Origin of the sequence: Nocardia sp. NPDC058176 (assembly GCF_042883805.1) — a bacterium.
In the GTDB taxonomy this organism is placed as follows: domain Bacteria; phylum Actinomycetota; class Actinomycetes; order Mycobacteriales; family Mycobacteriaceae; genus Nocardia.
This window is the reverse complement of sequence record NZ_JBHVVA010000002.1, coordinates 940,832-955,709: the sequence shown is the minus strand read 5'-3', so window position 1 is coordinate 955,709 and position 14,878 is coordinate 940,832. Positions and strand designations below refer to the sequence as shown.

Genomic DNA, 14,878 nt, shown 5'->3' with positions numbered 1-14,878 from the left:
AAGGTGTAGAGATCGGTACCTACAGATTCCATCACGTCGAGCGTGACTCTCTTGGGACGTGCCAATTCGTGTTGGCGAAAGACTATCCATGGGCACAAAGCGGATTTCTCTATCTACCGAATGAGAGTCGCTCGAATAATGAATATGATCACGTGTATATCCACCTCGGAAATTCGTGGTATTACTATCGGTTGTGAAAGGTGTGGGAATCATGGGCGGTGGAGAAGTTGGTGAATTTCGCAATAGCAGTCGGGCATTGATGAACGATTTTATTGCGGCCTCTCCTTCTGTCGACTTCCGCTCGGCTGATCGACGCCTGAGGGACGACGTCGAGAACCTGGCTCCGGGTCCGCTCAACTCGCAGGCACTCCGAAGGGGCGCATCATAAATTCGGCGCATAGACCGATCCGCGTCACGTCAACATGGGTCCGGCAGCGGGCTCTGGCCACCCGGCTGGTCAAGACGATCCGTGTTCTTCAGGAGCACCAGCTTCAGGCTGCCGCGGCAGGATGAAAAGGGATCAATAAGTATCGTTGACTACGGACGCCATCTTTGTGGTCCCCGCTGTCCTGGGCAGGCAATATTCACGACCCTGCCGCCTACGCTGGACTAATGTTCGTAAGCGGGAGGCTGACCTATGCTGACCTATGCTTTATCTATTCGAGGACAACAAGGGAGGCCTACTCCATGCAGGTCGATGTTGACGGCGCGGTTCGGATTGCAAGGCTCGCCAAACAGTTCGAATGGACTGGATATGTTGATGATGTGACGCGGTTCACAGAAGTTGCAGGGTGGGTTTCTGAATGGTCCGGAGAAAATGGCATGACTTTTCAAACAAATTTGGAGGTCGTTCGTCCGGAAGCTCGTGTGTTTATGCGAAAGAGGGTATTCTCTGATATCACAATGTATGTGACTGAAATTCTCGATCAATCAGTTCCTTGGGTTGACAGTCGAGAGTCGATCGTTGATTCATACGCAGAACTTGTGTTCGCACTTGAACCCGTTCTTGGCGCGCCGACGCGCACTGAGCCCGGCGTCGATGCAGTCATGGCGTGGGATGCTTCAGGCATATCGATATGTCTGCGATCTCTCAGTCGGTCAATAGTACTCGAGTTGGCTAATCCGAAGTTCTGACAAAGGAATACGCGAGCTGGTGATGGGGAAATGGTGAGCTTAGACGCTGGGGATGCTGACTGGAGGAATTTATCCACGGCACTGGCATTGACATTGTCGGGTATGCCAACCAAGGGCTACCTGATTGTCAAAGCTGCTGGTGAGCGTTTCTCTCGCTTCTTTGTTGGTGAGCCAGAACTGTGGTGCGAGATCGTGCATAACGACAATCTCGGTGCAGATTTTCAGATGCCTGATCAATTCGAGGATAGGCTGCGGGGAGGCGGGTGGTGCCCGCCCTCGAAAGGGCGCTCGGACAACTGGCATCTGCTCGTAGGTTGGCCGGTTCGTTACCGCACGTACGAAATGCTGGCCGACCAAGTCGTTGAGGCATTTCGGCAGGGTCTCCACGTGGCGACACCCTTCGAACTGGAGGTTGAGTCTTGGGTTGAGGATTCCGACAAGGAATTCCCAACCAGCGAATTGGAGGATGTGACGAGCGCGGCACGGCAGCTCGGGAATCTACGTAGTCGGTCCAGCGCGCGACGTCTGGACCGGCGGCTGGACTCATGAGGAATATCTCGCTAAGAGCTCCTAACGGGTTCGGTTGCTGAGTCGTCGCCAACATATCAGTGAGGCAACGTGATTCAGGAATCCGTAGTGGATGTCGGTGCGATACTCCCACCGGACGGTCAGACGCCAGTGCTGGTGGATCAGGGCAATGGTTTGCTCGACGATCCAGCGGTCGGCAGTGACTTTGTCGCGGGTTCCGCGGCGCGGGATGTAGCCGGTGATCCCGCGTTGTCGCAGCTCGGTGTACACGCGGGGGCAGTCGTAGCCCTTGTCGGTGATCGGATTCTCAATCCGGCGTCGCGGTGGCCCTGGCCGTCCACGCAAGGGGTGAACCCGATCGGGCACGGGCGCGAGCATCAGGTGGTCGTTGACGTTGGCCGCGGACAGTTCCACGACGAGGGAACCCGTTTCCACAGGTCAGCAGGTGATGTTTGGAGCAACACTCCGGCGGCTTGCCAGTCGCGTAGCCTGCGCCAACACGTCATCCCGGACCCGAACTCGAGTTCCTGGGGAAGGTCTTCCCACTCGATGAACAGCACGAACAAGATCCCCTGGAACACCAGCCTCCGGTTGTGTTGGGCCGGGCGGGTGTCTGCTGGCGTCGCCGGCTGCAGCGGCTCGATAACCGCCCACAGTTCATCATCCACGACCCACGGTGCCGTCACGGCGAAACATACTGCACAACAGTGGGTCTCATTGCCTCATAACTGAACCCGTTAGTAGCTCTTACAACCGCGACGCCACTGTGCAGGCCGGGCTCGGAAACATACTCGGTCGTCGATGCGGCCTGATCAGGCGCCGCGTCCCCCGATACCTGATGAAAGGAAATGAAATGTCGAAATTGATTCGCCTGCGGGTGAATTCGAACGATGCGTGGACCAGGATTCGAGTGCCCCGGCAGGCGCGGCCTGTCCAGGCTCGCGCGTTTCTGGGCGGGGTCGTCGGTGGTGGCTCTCCGGAGCCGCCGACCGCATGGGACACCTATTGGGAGGTCCCGAGTAACGCGGTCGCCGGTGAGGAGACCTACCTCATCCGGCGGGGTGTCCTGCCCGGTCTCACGGTGCCCAGCCCTGAGCAGCCGCCACAGGAAACACCGAGTGAATCCGGTCTGTCGGGTGCGACGACCTTCTTCGCGGAGGATGGCGCGGTGTTCTGGATCTACCGCGATCTCTTCGGCGCCGGGGGCAACTACCCCCCGAACTAGTCGGGCAAGCATGCACTGAGCCAAACGGCCCACACTCCTTGCCGGAGTGTGGGCCGTTTTCGTGGTTTCGGCTCAGGGTGAGGTGAAGTGTCGACGGGGGTGGGGGGAGGGTCTAGGTTCGGGCGGGCGTGTTCGCCGGCCGTTCACCCGGGCGACGTGTTCCGTCATCTCGGGGTGGTAGGAACACGGTGTTCATTCGGACGAAAGAGGAAATACGTTGGATGCCCTGATTCAGATCCTGAACCTGCTCGCTGCCTTCTCGACCGGGTCGGCGGGGTAGTCGGTTTTCTCAGCAGCGTGGCACCCGTCGGATTCGGCGGGTGCCGAGCTCGTTTCCGGGGGCGGTCAGCGGGTGGGGATCAGGCGGTAGAGCCACCAGGGGCGGGTGGGGAAGGCCGGGTCGTAGACACGCAGGAGCATGCGGCGTTCGGTGGGGGTGCCGGGTTCGCGTAGGCGGAGGTGGCGGCGGGCGATGTCCTGGGGGCGGACGTCGCTGGCCCAGATCTCGTCCCAGTCGGGGGAGCGGCCGCAGGCTTCGGCGATCGCGCTGATGCGCTGGGTGGGGGCGAGGGGTGAGAGCATGCGGAAGGCGTGGACGAGGAGCTGGGCCTCGGTGGTCCAGTCGACGAAGACCTCTTTCGCGGTCTGATTGAGGAACATCCACTGCAGCATGTTGACGCCGGCGCCGAGGCCGGGGAACAGGCGCTGGTAGTCCGCGTTCGCGGCGAGCACGTCCATGGTGGGGAAGCGCTGGAAGCAGGCGGGGTGGGTGAGGCTGGCCAGGTCGGCCAGGTCCTCGGCCGAGGGTGTGGTGGGCGGCGGGCCGGACTCGACCGCGGGCAGCCCGAGCACCAGGATGTGTTTGCGGTACCACTGCGGTACGTCGAGGCTGTCGAAGAGGCGTTGCAGCATCGGCGGATTGGGCACCAGCGTGCCCGCTTCGATCTGCGTGATCAGCAGCGGCGCCATCTGCGCGCGCACGGCCAGCTCGGTCCGGGCGAGCCCGGCCGCCATCCGCCGTTCGCGCAAATACACACTGAGCGCGGAACTTTCAGCCATCTCGACCCCCCGAGCGATGCATCGACGGTATTACCCAGGATACGCGCTGATCTTGCCGAGGAAACGACAAACGGCCCGGAGCAACAGCGTCGGTTCGCGACTCAAGGTCCTAGAAGCGCGAGTGGGATGACAGCGATTCCGTCCGGACGGCGGTACGCATTCTCGCCCGCGTACACGACGGCCGCATCCACGACATCGTCGCCAACCCGGTCCCGGAGCCAGAGCAAGTGTTTGACATCGACATCGGTGACCCGGTCCGCGAGCTTCACCTCGATCGGCAGTACCCGACCGTCCGAGCGTTGGACGATGAGGTCGATCTCGTGATCTCCGTTGCGGGTCCGCAGATGTCCGACCTGGGTATCGACAGCTTGCGCGTAGGCTTGCACGCTCAGTGTGACCAGATGTTCGAACAGTGCGCCGAGAATCGTGCCTTCGCGGAGCCGCCTTCCGGTGCCTTGCTCGGCGCGAAGCAAAGCCTTCGCATCGAGACCGAGCAGACGTGCGGCCAGGGCGGGATCCGCGAGCTGGTGCTTGGGAGCTTGCCCGAGTCGGTCGAGGTGGTTCCGGCTCGGAATCCACGCTGGAACGGGATCCAAGAGCCACAACGACGACAGCGCATCGCGATAGGCCAGCGTAGTTTCCTGGGCGGGCTTGCTCGGCAGACCAGGGGTAGCCGCATCGAGAATCTTGGAGTACGCGGCTGTCGAGGAAGTGGCGGCCGCGTACGCCGCCAGCCACGCGCGGAGCACCTCGGGTTTGCGCACCGGATAGCCCTGCTCCGGGAACTCGCGTTGCACGACATTGTCGAGATAGGCATCGAGCTCGACGCGGCGAACCCGAGGCGGCAGCGGGCGAATCGCGGGGAACCCCGATGCGGTGATCTCTTCGACGTAGTCGACAAGTCGCAGTGCTGTCGATCCATGGATATCGGTCCCACCGTCGAGGAGATCGGCCAACCGTACGGTCGGGGCTTCGATACCACGTTCGGCGATGCTCAACGGCCGCATCCGCATCGGGACGATCCGGCCCGCGCCGGAGTGGACAACCGCTCCGCGGGGAGCCGAGCTACCCGCGATGATGAAGTGTCCTGGTGGCGATCCCCCGTCGACGGCGTGCCTGATGTGGTCCCAGACCTCGGGCAGCCGTTGCCACTCGTCGACCAGCACGGGTCCCTTCGTGCGAGTCAAAATCGATGGGTCGGCGATGATCAGCTCTCGTTGGGCGGGCAGACTGAGGTCGATGGTCCAGGCGGCGCGCTGGAGGGCGGTCGCGGTCTTTCCCACGCCTTTGGGGCCGAAAATCGCGAGCGCTCTCAGGTGCGGCTGGATATCGTCCAGAACTGGGTCGATGATTCGCGGGTGATACTCGGCCATATGGCTAATCTAGCAATCGCACGGCTTCTAGTCTTGTAATCGCAGGGTCCCTACTCTGGTAAACGCACGAACTTTACTCTGGTAATCGCCGAATCACGACAGTCGCGCCTGGTACGACAAACGGCCCGGAGCAATAGCTCCGGGCCGTTCAGGTCAGACGGTCAACCTCAGAAGGCCGCTTCGTCCAGCTCCATGATGTCGTTGTCCAGGTTGGCCAGGATCGCGCGGGTGGCGGTCAGCTCCGGCAGGACGTTGCGGGCGAAGAACTGCGCCGAGGCGACCTTGCCGGTGTAGAAGGCGACATCGGTGCCGGTGGCGCCGTTGTCCAGGGCCGCGAGGGCGATCTCGGCCTGCTGCAGCAGCTGCCAGCCGATGAACAGGTCGCCGACGGCCATCAGGAAGCGGACCGAACCCAGGCCGACCTTGTACAGCTCGGTCGGCTGCTCCTGGGCGCCCATCAGGTGGCCGGTCAGGGTGGCGGCCATGGTCTGGACGTCCTCGAGCGCGGTGGCGAGCAGCTTGCGCTCGCCCTTGAGGCGCTCGTTGGCGGAGTCGGAGTCGATGAACTTCTGGATCTGGCCTGCCACGTGGGCCAGGGCCACACCGCGGTCGCGGGCGATCTTGCGGAAGAAGAAGTCCTGGGCCTGGATGGCGGTGGTGCCCTCGTAGAGCGAGTCGATCTTCGCGTCGCGGATGTACTGCTCGATCGGGTAGTCCTGCAGGAAGCCGGAGCCACCGAAGGTCTGCAGCGAGTCGGTCAGGTACTGGTAGGCGCGCTCGGAGCCGACACCCTTGACGATCGGGAGCAGCAGGTCGTTCACGCGGAACGCGACGTCCTTGTCCGCACCGGAGACGGCCTCGGCGATCTCGGGGTTCTGGTGGGCGGCGGTGTAGAGGTAGATCGCGCGCAGGCCCTCGGCGTACGCCTTCTGGGTGGCCAGCGAACGACGCACGTCCGGGTGGTGGGTGATGGTCACGCGGGGCGCGGCCTTGTCGGTCATCTGGGTCAGGTCGGCACCCTGGACGCGGGTCTTGGCGTAGTCCAGCGCGTTCAGGTAACCGGTCGACAGGGTCGCGATGGCCTTGGTGCCGACCATCATGCGGGCGTTCTCGATGACGTCGAACATCTGCGCGATGCCGTTGTGCACCTCGCCGACCAGCCAGCCCTTGGCGGGGATGCCGTGGCCGCCGAAGGTGACCTCACAGGTGGCCGAGGCCTTGATGCCCATCTTGTGCTCGACGTTGGTGACGAACACGCCGTTGCGATCGCCGAGGGTCTCGGTCTCGAAGTCGAAGTGGGTCTTCGGGACGTAGAACAGCGACAGGCCCTTGGTGCCCGGTCCGGCGCCCTCGGGGCGGGCCAGCACCAGGTGCATGATGTTCTCGAACAGGTCGTCGGAGTCGCCCGAGGTGATGAAGCGCTTCACACCCTCGATGTGCCAGGTGCCGTCTTCCTGCTTGATCGCCTTGGTGCGGCCGGCGCCGACGTCGGAGCCCGCGTCGGGCTCGGTCAGCACCATGGTGGCGCCCCAGTTGCGGTTGGCGATCTTGGCCGCCCACTGCTTCTGCTCTTCGGTGCCGTTGTTGAAGAACACCTGGGCGAAGCCGGCGCCCGCGGCGTACATCTGGATCGGCGGGTTGGCGCCGAGCACCATCTCCGACAGGGCCCAGGTGATCGCGGACGGCGCATTCAGGCCGCCGAGCTCCTCGACGACGCCGACCTTGGCCCACTCGCCGTCTTCGAGCGCCTTGTAGGACTTCTTGAAGGACTCGGGCAGGGTGACCGTGTGGTTGTTCGGGTCGAAGGTGGGCGGGTTGCGGTCCGCGTCGGCGAACGAGTCGGCCAGCGGGCCCTCGGCCAGGCGGCGGACCTCGGAGAGCATCTCCTTCACGGTGTCGGTGTCGAGATCACCGAAGGCGCCCGCGTCCAGGAGCTTGTCGATGCCGAGAACCTCGAAGAGGTTGAACTCGAGGTCGCGAACGTTTGCCTTGTAGTGGCCCATGTGAGTACTCACTCTCCGTTGAGTTCTGGTGCGGTCGGTTGTGCGCCGTTCCCGCCCGTCGTGACGTCCACCGGGTAGCCTTGCCGGTTTTCCGCATGCTACTCGCGGGTAACTTCTTGACCATATTACCGGTGGGTAATCGCTTCGGCAAAGGGGTGTGCGGCAATGTGATGTGAAAAACACGCCTGGCTGTGGCGCGGTTGCTCGCAGTGTGCGTGGGGCTACCGTGAGGTGTGCGCATCGAGACGAGTGCGGGACCGGCCGAGATCGAGCTCGACGAGGTTGCCGAGCCGAGCTTCCTGCTGGCGATCACGCACGGCTCCGGCGGCGGCGTCGACGCGAAAGACATTCTGGTAGTGCGTGATTCGGCGGTCGAAGCCGGTGGCGTGGTGGCTCGTGTGGTCCAGCCCTACCGGGTTGCCGGACGGCGCGCACCCGGTTCGGCGGTCAAGCAGGACGAGGCCTGGCTTGAGATCGTGGCCGCGCTGCGCGCGCGATTTCCCGGGATCCCGCTCGTCCAGGGGGGTCGCAGCAACGGCGCGCGGGTGGCGTGTCGCACCGCGGTGGCGGCGGACGCGCGCGGGGTGATCGCCCTGTCCTTCCCGCTGCACCCGCCCGGAAAGCCGGAGAAGTCCCGGCGCGAGGAGCTCCTCGCCACCGGTGACATCGAGGTCGTCGTCATCAACGGCGGCAGCGACCCCTTCGGTATCCCCGACCCCACCGACGCCACCGAAGTCCGCGTCATCCCCAAGCAGCCCCACTCGTTCCGCACCGGCTTCGACCTCATCGCCGCGACCGTCATCCCCTGGTTCGCCCGCTGGCGCCGACTGGACGAGTGATCACCACGCTCTGGTGTGCGTAACGGCCGAGAAGCCGCCACCAGAGCGTGCTGATCTTGATCAGGGAGTGGGGCGCTCGGCGATGACGAGGGCGTCGATGGCGTCCGGGCCCTCGGTGGGGCGGAAGACGTGGTCGGCGACGCGGATGGTGAGGCCCTGGTCGTCGAGGTCGGCGCGGATGTCCTCGGGGGTGAAGAGGATGTCGGTGTCCTGGGGGCCGCCGTAGCCGTCGGTGACGTTGCTGGTGTCGTGGCCGAGGACCAGGAGCATGCCGCCAGGGGAGAGCATGCCGGCGAGCTGGCGCAGCAGGGGGCGGCGCTGATCGGCGGGGAGGTGGACGAAGACCATCAGGATCAGCTCGAACGGGCCGGTGACCTCGGCGGCGGCGAGCTCGGTGATGTCGGCGCAGCGCCAGTCCACCCGGGAGCGGACCGAACGGGACAGGCGCGCGGCGACGGTGCGGCCCTTGTCGATGCCGACCTGGGAGAAGTCGACGGCCTGCACCTGCCAGCCGTGGGTGGCCAGCCACAGCGCGTGGCGACCCTCGCCGCAGGCCAGGTCGAGCGCACGGGGCAGGGGCGGCGGGGTGGCGTCGGTTTCGGCGGCGAGCCGGGCGACGCGTTTGTCCAGGCCGTAGACATACTCGACCACCGTGCTGTTCGGCGGTGCGCCCCACACCAATTCACTGCGCGCATACCGCGCATCCCACTCCGCCGAATCCATGGTTCGAGTGTAGGGCGCGCGAAACTACAGCGTGGTGCGCATCAGGACGACGTTGTACTGCGAATGGATGGTCGTCATGAAGTACAGGTCGCGGCCCGTCTGGTACGGGAAGATCGACGGGGCGTAGGCGGTGGGGAGCTCGCGGGCATCGATCAGGACCTCCGGGGCGCTCCACGGGCCCTGCGGGGAGGACGCGCGGCGCATCACCACGGAGTTGAACGGATCGGTGGTGAGCGAGACGAACTCGCCGAGGTACTCGTTGTACATCACCGACAGCTCGCCGACGCCGTGCATGACCGGCGCCGCCGCGTTCACGTCGTTGGGGCGCCAGCCGTTGCCGTCCCAGTACTCGTAGGCCCCGAGGTTCTCGATCTCGCCTTCGGGCACGCGGGCGACGAAGGCGTCGTTGTTGCGGCCCGACGCGGTGCCGTACTCGTAGATGAAGCCACCGTCCTTCAGGAAGGCGTTCATCTGGAAGTTCGCGTTGCCGCCCTCGGCGGGACGGCGGGTGTGGCCGAGATCGGCCCAGGTCTCGCCGTTGTCGGCGGAGGCGGCCAGGCCGGAGAAGCTGGTGGTCCACTCGCCGGGCGCGTCCCAGGTCTTCACCGACATCAGCGACATGTACTGCACCCCGTTGGCCGAGATGCCCGCGGTCGGGATGCGGCTGATCTCCAGGAACGGGATCTTCGGGCTGGGGATCAGGTCGCGCGCCTGGCCGATCACATCGCGCACCACACTGTCGAAGTAGATGCCGTTGGCCGGGTTCTTGCTGTTGCTGCGGACCAGGATGTTGGAGCGCCACGCCCAGGTGCTGCCCGCGAGCAGATTGGGGAAGCCGAGGCCCGCGGTGTCGCCGAAGGCGGTGAGCATCTCGCCCCGGCCGTTGTCCCACATGATGCCGAGGTCGGTGCCGAGGACGTTGTAGTTCTGGGTGTTGTTCGGGCTCGCCATGCCGGTCACCTGGAACACGGCCTGGGTGCGACCGTGCAGCGGAGGCAGGCCGTGGGTGCCGTTGAGGACGGGGATCGGGTTGATGGCGTTCGGATTCGCCACGGCGGGAGTGGCTCCGCTCACCAGCAAGGCCGTGGCCCCTGCCAGTGCTGCCAGCAGGATGGATCCGGTCTTGTTCACGGTCGTGGGAGCCTCCGGGTCGGGCCGAAAGTCACGCACGCTCCAGGGGCGCCTGTGTCACGTGCCACATTTCGACTGGTTGGCGAATCGCAGCGATGCTAACAGCCTTCCGACCGGATGTGGGGAACCTCGAGGTGGGAGCCGACACGAATTCTTCATCCGATTGCCTGTCAGTCGCTACGAGTCAGTGCCTTACGCAGCAGCAATGGCAGTTGGGCCGCGCGCTCGGCGGCGAAGGTGGCACGCGGGTTGCGGTGCCATGAGCGGTCGAAAAGGCGTTTGGCGGCGGCGACGGCCCGGGGATCGCGGGCGGTGACGCGGTCGGCGAGTGCTTCCGCGGCGGCCAGCGGGTCCTCGGCGACCTCGGTGATCAGGCCGATCTTCCGGGCGTGGGCGGCGTCGACGGGGTCGGCGGTCAGGGTCAGCAGCAGGGCCTGGTCGATGCCGATGAGCTGGGACAACGTCGCCGCGCCCGACATGTCCGGAACGAGCCCGTGCGCGGCTTCCATGACCGAGAATTCGGCCGTGGGGGCGGCGATCCGGAAATCGGCGGCGAGGGCGAGCTGGAGCCCGCCGCCGAAGCAGCGGCCGTGCACCGCCGCGATCACCGGAACGTCGAGGCGCCGCCACGACCAGCACGCTTCCTGAAAGGTGTTGGTACCGCGCCAGGGCCGGGGCAGGAATTCCCGGACGATAGCCAATGGTTCGCGGGTGGCGGCGGCGATATCGAGTCCGCTACTGAAACTTGGCCCGTTCCCGGTGACAATGGCGACCCGGGTTTCCTTGTGTTCGGCCACTTTTCGGGATGCCGCGACGAGATCGCGCAGCATTTCCAGCGTCAGGCCGTTGTGTTTGCCGGGCCGGTTCAACGAGATATATGCGCGGTCGCTGTCGAAGCGCACGGTGATGTGGTCTCCCATGGCCCTACCTTACTCATGAGTCAGTTCCGTGGGTGGCCTTCGTGCCGAGGGTGCGGCAAAATCCCACACGGCCGCGCATCGGCCGATGCGCGACGATCGAGAGGACACCAATTGCGAATCTGTCTCGTCGCCGCGGCGCTCATCGCGTTGCCGCTGCTGTCGGCATGTGGAAGCGATGACGAGGGCCCCGCGGTCACTCAGGCGGAGCTGTCCCAGTCGTTGCAGGACAAGGGTTTGCAGAATCCGGAGCTGGCCGACTGCGCCGCGAAGGTCTTCCTCGAATCGGGAATGTCGCAGAACGGGCTGCGGGTGATGGTGTCCAACGCGCAGTCCGGTGACCCGGCCGAGCTGCTCGGCGAGGAGGACTCCGGCAAGGTCGCCGCGGCCCAGTCCAAGATCGCCACGGACTGCGTGCGCCTGGGCGGCTGACCTCGCGCGCGTATCGATCGCGCCGATTCAAACCCTCGTCGGGTCAGGGCGCCGGTGTTGCACTGGAAGCGCCGACGACGAGGAGGAGCCGCATGACCACGGAGAGAATCGCCGACGAGGTCTCGTTCGCCTACTGGGTCCCCAATGTCAGTGGTGGGCTCGTGACCAGCGAGATCGAGCAGCGCACCAGCTGGGACTTCGAATACAACAAGAAGCTCGCCCAGACCGCGGAGCGCAACGGGTTCGACTACGCGCTCTCCCAGGTCCGCTACACCGCTTCCTACGGGGCGGAATTCCAGCACGAGTCGACCTCGTTCAGCCTCGCGCTGCTCGGGGCGACCGAGCGGCTCAAGGTGATCGCCGCCGTGCACCCTGGCCTGTGGCATCCGGCGGTGCTGGCCAAGTTCGGCGCCACCGCCGACCACCTGTCCGGTGGCCGGTTCGCGATCAACGTGGTCTCGGGCTGGTTCGCCGGTGAGTTCCAGGCCCTCGGTGAGCCGTGGCTCGAACACGACGAGCGCTACCGGCGCAGTGCCGAGTTCCTCGAGGTGATCCGCAAGATCTGGACCGAGGACGCGGTGAACTACGGCGGCGACTTCTACCGCATCCGTGATTTCACCCTCAAGCCCAAGCCGCTCAACACCCCGGAACGACCGAATCCCGAACTGTTCCAAGGGGGTAACTCCTCGGCGGCCCGCCGCAACGGTGGCCGCTATGCCGACTGGTACTTCTCCAACGGCAAGGACTTCGACGGTGTCACCGAGCAATTGGACGATCTGCGCGAGGTCGCCAGGGCCAACGACCGCGAGGTGAAGTTCGGCCTCAACGGGTTCATCATCGCCCGCGACACCGAGAAGGAAGCCCGCGACACCCTGCGCGAGATCATCGAGAAGGCGAACAAGCCTGCCGTGCAAGGGTTCCGGGACGCGGTACAGCAGGCCGGTCCGTCGACCGCCGATCGCAAGGGCATGTGGGCCGACTCCACCTTCGAGGATCTGGTCCAGTACAACGACGGCTTCCGCACCGGGCTGATCGGCACACCCGAGCAGATCGCCGAGCGGATCGTGGCCTACCGGGCGCTCGGCGTCGACCTGATCCTGGCCGGATTCCTGCACTTCCAGGAGGAGGTCGAGTACTTCGGCGCCAAGGTGCTGCCGCTGGTGCGTGAACTGGAGGCCGCAGCGACCCCGGTCGCGGCGGGACGCTGATGACGGTGGTGACCGCCGAGCGGATCACCACCGCCGCCCAGGCCCTCTCGGTCGCCACCGAACTGGCGGCCGAGTTCGCCGCGGGAGCGGCCGAGCGGGACCGCACGCGGCGCCTGCCGCACGAGGAACTCGATCAGCTCTCGGCCAGTGGACTGCTCGCGATCACGGTGCCCGCGGTGTACGGCGGCGCCGACCTGCCGCCGAGCGTGGTGGCCGAGGTGTTCCGGATCCTGGCGACCGGCGATCCCAACATCGCGCAGGTGCCGCACAGTCACTTCGTGTACCTGAACCTGTTGCGGCTGGCGGGAACTCGCGCTCAGCAGCGGGAGTATTTCGGGCGGGTGCTGGCCGGTGCGCGGATCGCGAACGCGCAGTCCGAGCGTGGTGGGGCGACCGTCGCCGACATCTCGACGGTGTTGCGTGTGCAGGGGGATCGGTTCGTCGTCGCCGGGACCAAGTACTACTGCACCGGATCGCTGTTCGCCGACATCCTCGCCGTGCTCACCAGACTCGATGATCCCCAAGGGATTTCGGGACTGGATTCCGGCGAGTACGTGGCGTTCGTGGCCGCGCTGGAGCCGGGAGTGCGCATCGTCGACGACTGGGATGCGTTGGGGCAGCGGACCACCGGGAGCGGGACGGTCGAGTTCGACTCCGTGAGTGTGAGCCGCGAGAACGTGGTGGCGCGCGCCGCCGCGGTGGGCGCGCCGACCGGATACGGCGCCTTCGCGCAGCTGCTGCACGCTGCCATCGACGCGGGGATCGCGCGTGGTGCGCTCGAAGCTGCCGCCGAATTCGTGCGGACGCGGAGTCGGCCGTGGTTCGAGGCCGAGGTCGAGCGAGCGGTGGATGATCCGCTGGTGGTGCAGCGGTTCGGGGAGCTGGCGGTGTCGGTGGCGGCTGCCGAGGCGACGCTGGTCGTCGCCGGTGCGGCCGTCGACGCGGCCGTGCGCTCGTCGGGGACCACCCACGCGGAGGACGACACCGAGCGCGATGATGCCGCGCAAGCCTCGATCGCGGTCGCGACCGCCAAGATCCTCGCCGACCGGGCCGCCAACGAGGTGTCCGCCGCGATCTTCGAGGTCGGTGGGACACGCAGCGCCGCCGCGACGCACCAGCTCGACCACTTCTGGCGCAATGCCCGCACCCACACCCTGCACGACCCGGTCCGCTGGAAGTACCAGCACATCGGGCGGGCCGTGCTGCACGACCGGCCGCCACCGCTGCACGGCGTGATCTGACAGATTCGACAGTGAGGACAACCCCGTGACAGTGACCGTCGTCGTCGGCAATCCGAAGCCGGCCTCACGCACCCTCGACGCCGCCGTGCGGGTCGCCGAGGCGCTGCGTCCCGGTATCGAACCGCAGGTCATCGACCTCATCACCCTCGGGCCGGGCCTGCTCGGCTGGGGTGACCCCGCGGTGACCGAGGCCAAGCAGGCCGTCGCCGAATCGGAGCTGGTGGTCTTCGCCAGTCCCACCTTCAAGGCCACCTACACCGGACTGCTCAAGCTGTTCCTCGAACAGTTCGACGGTGGCACCGGGCTGGCGGGCGTGCTCACCGTGCCGGTGATGCTCGGCGCCGGACCCACCCACGCACTCGCACCCGACCTGCTGCTCAAGCCGGTGCTGGTGGAGATCGGTGGCACCGCGGCGCTGCCCGGCCTCTACCTGGCCGACCGCAGCTTCGCCGAGGACGGCGTCATCGAGGAATACGCGCGACGGTGGGCACCCGTCGTCGCCGCACTGACAGACCGGGCGAAACAGCCCGTGGAGGCAACGAATCATGCATGAGCTCTTGGACTTTCCCGCCGACGGCACCGGCCTGCGCCGCGCCTTCGCCAACTTCCCCAGCGGCGTGGTCGCCGTGTGCGCCGAAATCGACGGCACCCCACACGGTCTGGCGGTGAGCACCTTCGTCCCCGTCTCACTCGACCCGCCGCTCGTCTCCTTCTGCGTCCAGAACTCCTCGTCGACCTGGCCCAAGCTCGCCGCCGCGGGCCACCTCGGCCTCAGCCTGCTCGGCACCGACCAGCAGGCCGCCGCCAAGGCCCTCGGCGCCCGCAACGGCGACCGTTTCCGCGAAACCGCCCTGCACCGCGGCACCGGCGAGGCCGTCTTCATCGACGGCGCCACCGCCTGGATCGAAGGCGTCCCCGAAACCCACGTCCCCGCCGGCGACCACATCGTCGTCATCCTCCGCGTCAACCGAGTGGCCACCCGCGAAGACATCGACCCCCTCGTCTTCCACGGCAGCAAATTCCGCACCCTGCACACAGGCTGAACCCCACCCGACAGCAGAAAAG

The 14,878-nt window shown here is 65.8% G+C and carries 17 protein-coding genes; 9 read left to right on the top strand and 8 right to left on the bottom strand.

Annotated features, from left to right (window positions below; genetic code table 11):
• Nucleotides 1–687 precede the first annotated feature (687 nt).
• The gene (locus ACFVVM_RS16985; RefSeq protein ID WP_387618609.1) at nt 688–1,134 is read left to right on the top strand and encodes a DUF6301 family protein; all 447 of its coding nucleotides are present in this window, start codon (nt 688–690) and stop codon (nt 1,132–1,134) included.
• Nucleotides 1,135–1,164: 30 nt separating this feature from the next.
• On the top strand, nt 1,165–1,683 hold the full coding sequence (locus ACFVVM_RS16980) for a hypothetical protein (protein ID WP_387618606.1): 519 nt from the start codon (nt 1,165–1,167) through the stop codon (nt 1,681–1,683).
• 21 nt (nt 1,684–1,704) lie between these two features.
• Here ACFVVM_RS16980 and ACFVVM_RS16975 read toward each other — a convergent pair whose 3' ends face one another.
• Complete coding sequence (locus ACFVVM_RS16975) at nt 1,705–2,076, bottom strand: hypothetical protein (protein ID WP_387618603.1); 372 nt, start codon at nt 2,074–2,076, stop codon at nt 1,705–1,707.
• Nucleotides 2,040–2,330, bottom strand: a complete 291-nt coding sequence (locus tag ACFVVM_RS16970) for a transposase (RefSeq protein WP_387618601.1) — start codon at nt 2,328–2,330, stop codon at nt 2,040–2,042. The genes ACFVVM_RS16975 and ACFVVM_RS16970 overlap by 37 nt, the downstream gene beginning before the upstream one ends.
• A gap of 185 nt (nt 2,331–2,515) precedes the next feature.
• Between ACFVVM_RS16970 and ACFVVM_RS16965 the strand changes: the two genes are divergently transcribed.
• Nucleotides 2,516–2,887 (top strand): hypothetical protein, encoded by a 372-nt coding sequence (locus ACFVVM_RS16965; RefSeq protein WP_387618598.1) that lies wholly within the window; start codon nt 2,516–2,518, stop codon nt 2,885–2,887.
• A 345-nt stretch (nt 2,888–3,232) separates the two neighbouring features.
• Here ACFVVM_RS16965 and ACFVVM_RS16960 read toward each other — a convergent pair whose 3' ends face one another.
• The 3 genes from ACFVVM_RS16960 to ACFVVM_RS16950 form a co-directional block, all read right to left on the bottom strand.
• Nucleotides 3,233–3,946: a helix-turn-helix domain-containing protein gene (locus ACFVVM_RS16960; protein ID WP_387618595.1), complete on the bottom strand. Its 714-nt coding sequence runs from the start codon at nt 3,944–3,946 to the stop codon at nt 3,233–3,235.
• Between the two features lie 101 nt (nt 3,947–4,047).
• Nucleotides 4,048–5,319, bottom strand: coding sequence for an ATP-binding protein (locus ACFVVM_RS16955; RefSeq protein WP_387618593.1), 1,272 nt, complete (start codon nt 5,317–5,319; stop codon nt 4,048–4,050).
• A gap of 167 nt (nt 5,320–5,486) precedes the next feature.
• The gene (locus tag ACFVVM_RS16950; RefSeq protein WP_387618590.1) at nt 5,487–7,322 is read right to left on the bottom strand and encodes an acyl-CoA dehydrogenase; all 1,836 of its coding nucleotides are present in this window, start codon (nt 7,320–7,322) and stop codon (nt 5,487–5,489) included.
• 233 nt (nt 7,323–7,555) lie between these two features.
• Between ACFVVM_RS16950 and ACFVVM_RS16945 the strand changes: the two genes are divergently transcribed.
• Entirely contained in the window at nt 7,556–8,161 is a 606-nt protein-coding gene (locus ACFVVM_RS16945) for an alpha/beta family hydrolase (RefSeq protein WP_387618587.1), read from the top strand.
• A gap of 60 nt (nt 8,162–8,221) precedes the next feature.
• Here ACFVVM_RS16945 and ACFVVM_RS16940 read toward each other — a convergent pair whose 3' ends face one another.
• The 3 genes from ACFVVM_RS16940 to ACFVVM_RS16930 form a co-directional block, all read right to left on the bottom strand.
• Nucleotides 8,222–8,884 (bottom strand): class I SAM-dependent methyltransferase, encoded by a 663-nt coding sequence (locus ACFVVM_RS16940; RefSeq protein ID WP_387618584.1) that lies wholly within the window; start codon nt 8,882–8,884, stop codon nt 8,222–8,224.
• A 24-nt stretch (nt 8,885–8,908) separates the two neighbouring features.
• Entirely contained in the window at nt 8,909–10,015 is a 1,107-nt protein-coding gene (locus ACFVVM_RS16935; RefSeq protein ID WP_387618581.1) for a DUF4185 domain-containing protein, read from the bottom strand.
• A gap of 170 nt (nt 10,016–10,185) precedes the next feature.
• Entirely contained in the window at nt 10,186–10,935 is a 750-nt protein-coding gene (locus ACFVVM_RS16930; protein WP_387618578.1) for a crotonase/enoyl-CoA hydratase family protein, read from the bottom strand.
• A 111-nt stretch (nt 10,936–11,046) separates the two neighbouring features.
• Between ACFVVM_RS16930 and ACFVVM_RS16925 the strand changes: the two genes are divergently transcribed.
• The 5 genes from ACFVVM_RS16925 to ACFVVM_RS16905 all read left to right on the top strand — a co-directional run bounded on the left by ACFVVM_RS16925 (nt 11,047) and on the right by ACFVVM_RS16905 (nt 14,856).
• The gene (locus ACFVVM_RS16925; protein WP_387618576.1) at nt 11,047–11,364 is read left to right on the top strand and encodes a hypothetical protein; all 318 of its coding nucleotides are present in this window, start codon (nt 11,047–11,049) and stop codon (nt 11,362–11,364) included.
• Between the two features lie 92 nt (nt 11,365–11,456).
• Nucleotides 11,457–12,572: a dimethylsulfone monooxygenase SfnG gene (gene sfnG / locus ACFVVM_RS16920; RefSeq protein ID WP_387618574.1), complete on the top strand. Its 1,116-nt coding sequence runs from the start codon at nt 11,457–11,459 to the stop codon at nt 12,570–12,572.
• Complete coding sequence (locus ACFVVM_RS16915; protein WP_387618571.1) at nt 12,572–13,813, top strand: SfnB family sulfur acquisition oxidoreductase; 1,242 nt, start codon at nt 12,572–12,574, stop codon at nt 13,811–13,813. The genes sfnG and ACFVVM_RS16915 overlap by 1 nt, the downstream gene beginning before the upstream one ends.
• 25 nt (nt 13,814–13,838) lie before the next feature.
• The gene (locus ACFVVM_RS16910; RefSeq protein WP_387618568.1) at nt 13,839–14,366 is read left to right on the top strand and encodes an NADPH-dependent FMN reductase; all 528 of its coding nucleotides are present in this window, start codon (nt 13,839–13,841) and stop codon (nt 14,364–14,366) included.
• Entirely contained in the window at nt 14,359–14,856 is a 498-nt protein-coding gene (locus tag ACFVVM_RS16905; protein ID WP_387618565.1) for a flavin reductase family protein, read from the top strand. The genes ACFVVM_RS16910 and ACFVVM_RS16905 overlap by 8 nt, the downstream gene beginning before the upstream one ends.
• Nucleotides 14,857–14,878: the final 22 nt, after the last annotated feature.

What these genes read in the sequence shown, in the direction of transcription:
- ACFVVM_RS16985 (WP_387618609.1), top strand. Translation starts at nt 688, where the DNA reads ATGCAGGTCGATGTTGACGGCGCGGTTCGGATTGCAAGGCTCGCCAAA.
- ACFVVM_RS16980 (WP_387618606.1), top strand. Translation starts at nt 1,165, where the DNA reads ATGGTGAGCTTAGACGCTGGGGATGCTGACTGGAGGAATTTATCCACG.
- ACFVVM_RS16965 (WP_387618598.1), top strand. Translation starts at nt 2,516, where the DNA reads ATGTCGAAATTGATTCGCCTGCGGGTGAATTCGAACGATGCGTGGACC.
- ACFVVM_RS16960 (WP_387618595.1), bottom strand. Translation starts at nt 3,946, where the DNA reads ATGGCTGAAAGTTCCGCGCTCAGTGTGTATTTGCGCGAACGGCGGATG.
- ACFVVM_RS16955 (WP_387618593.1), bottom strand. Translation starts at nt 5,319, where the DNA reads ATGGCCGAGTATCACCCGCGAATCATCGACCCAGTTCTGGACGATATC.
- ACFVVM_RS16950 (WP_387618590.1), bottom strand. Translation starts at nt 7,322, where the DNA reads ATGGGCCACTACAAGGCAAACGTTCGCGACCTCGAGTTCAACCTCTTC.
- ACFVVM_RS16940 (WP_387618584.1), bottom strand. Translation starts at nt 8,884, where the DNA reads ATGGATTCGGCGGAGTGGGATGCGCGGTATGCGCGCAGTGAATTGGTG.
- ACFVVM_RS16930 (WP_387618578.1), bottom strand. Translation starts at nt 10,935, where the DNA reads ATGGGAGACCACATCACCGTGCGCTTCGACAGCGACCGCGCATATATC.
- sfnG (WP_387618574.1), top strand. Translation starts at nt 11,457, where the DNA reads ATGACCACGGAGAGAATCGCCGACGAGGTCTCGTTCGCCTACTGGGTC.
- ACFVVM_RS16915 (WP_387618571.1), top strand. Translation starts at nt 12,572, where the DNA reads ATGACGGTGGTGACCGCCGAGCGGATCACCACCGCCGCCCAGGCCCTC.
- ACFVVM_RS16905 (WP_387618565.1), top strand. Translation starts at nt 14,359, where the DNA reads ATGCATGAGCTCTTGGACTTTCCCGCCGACGGCACCGGCCTGCGCCGC.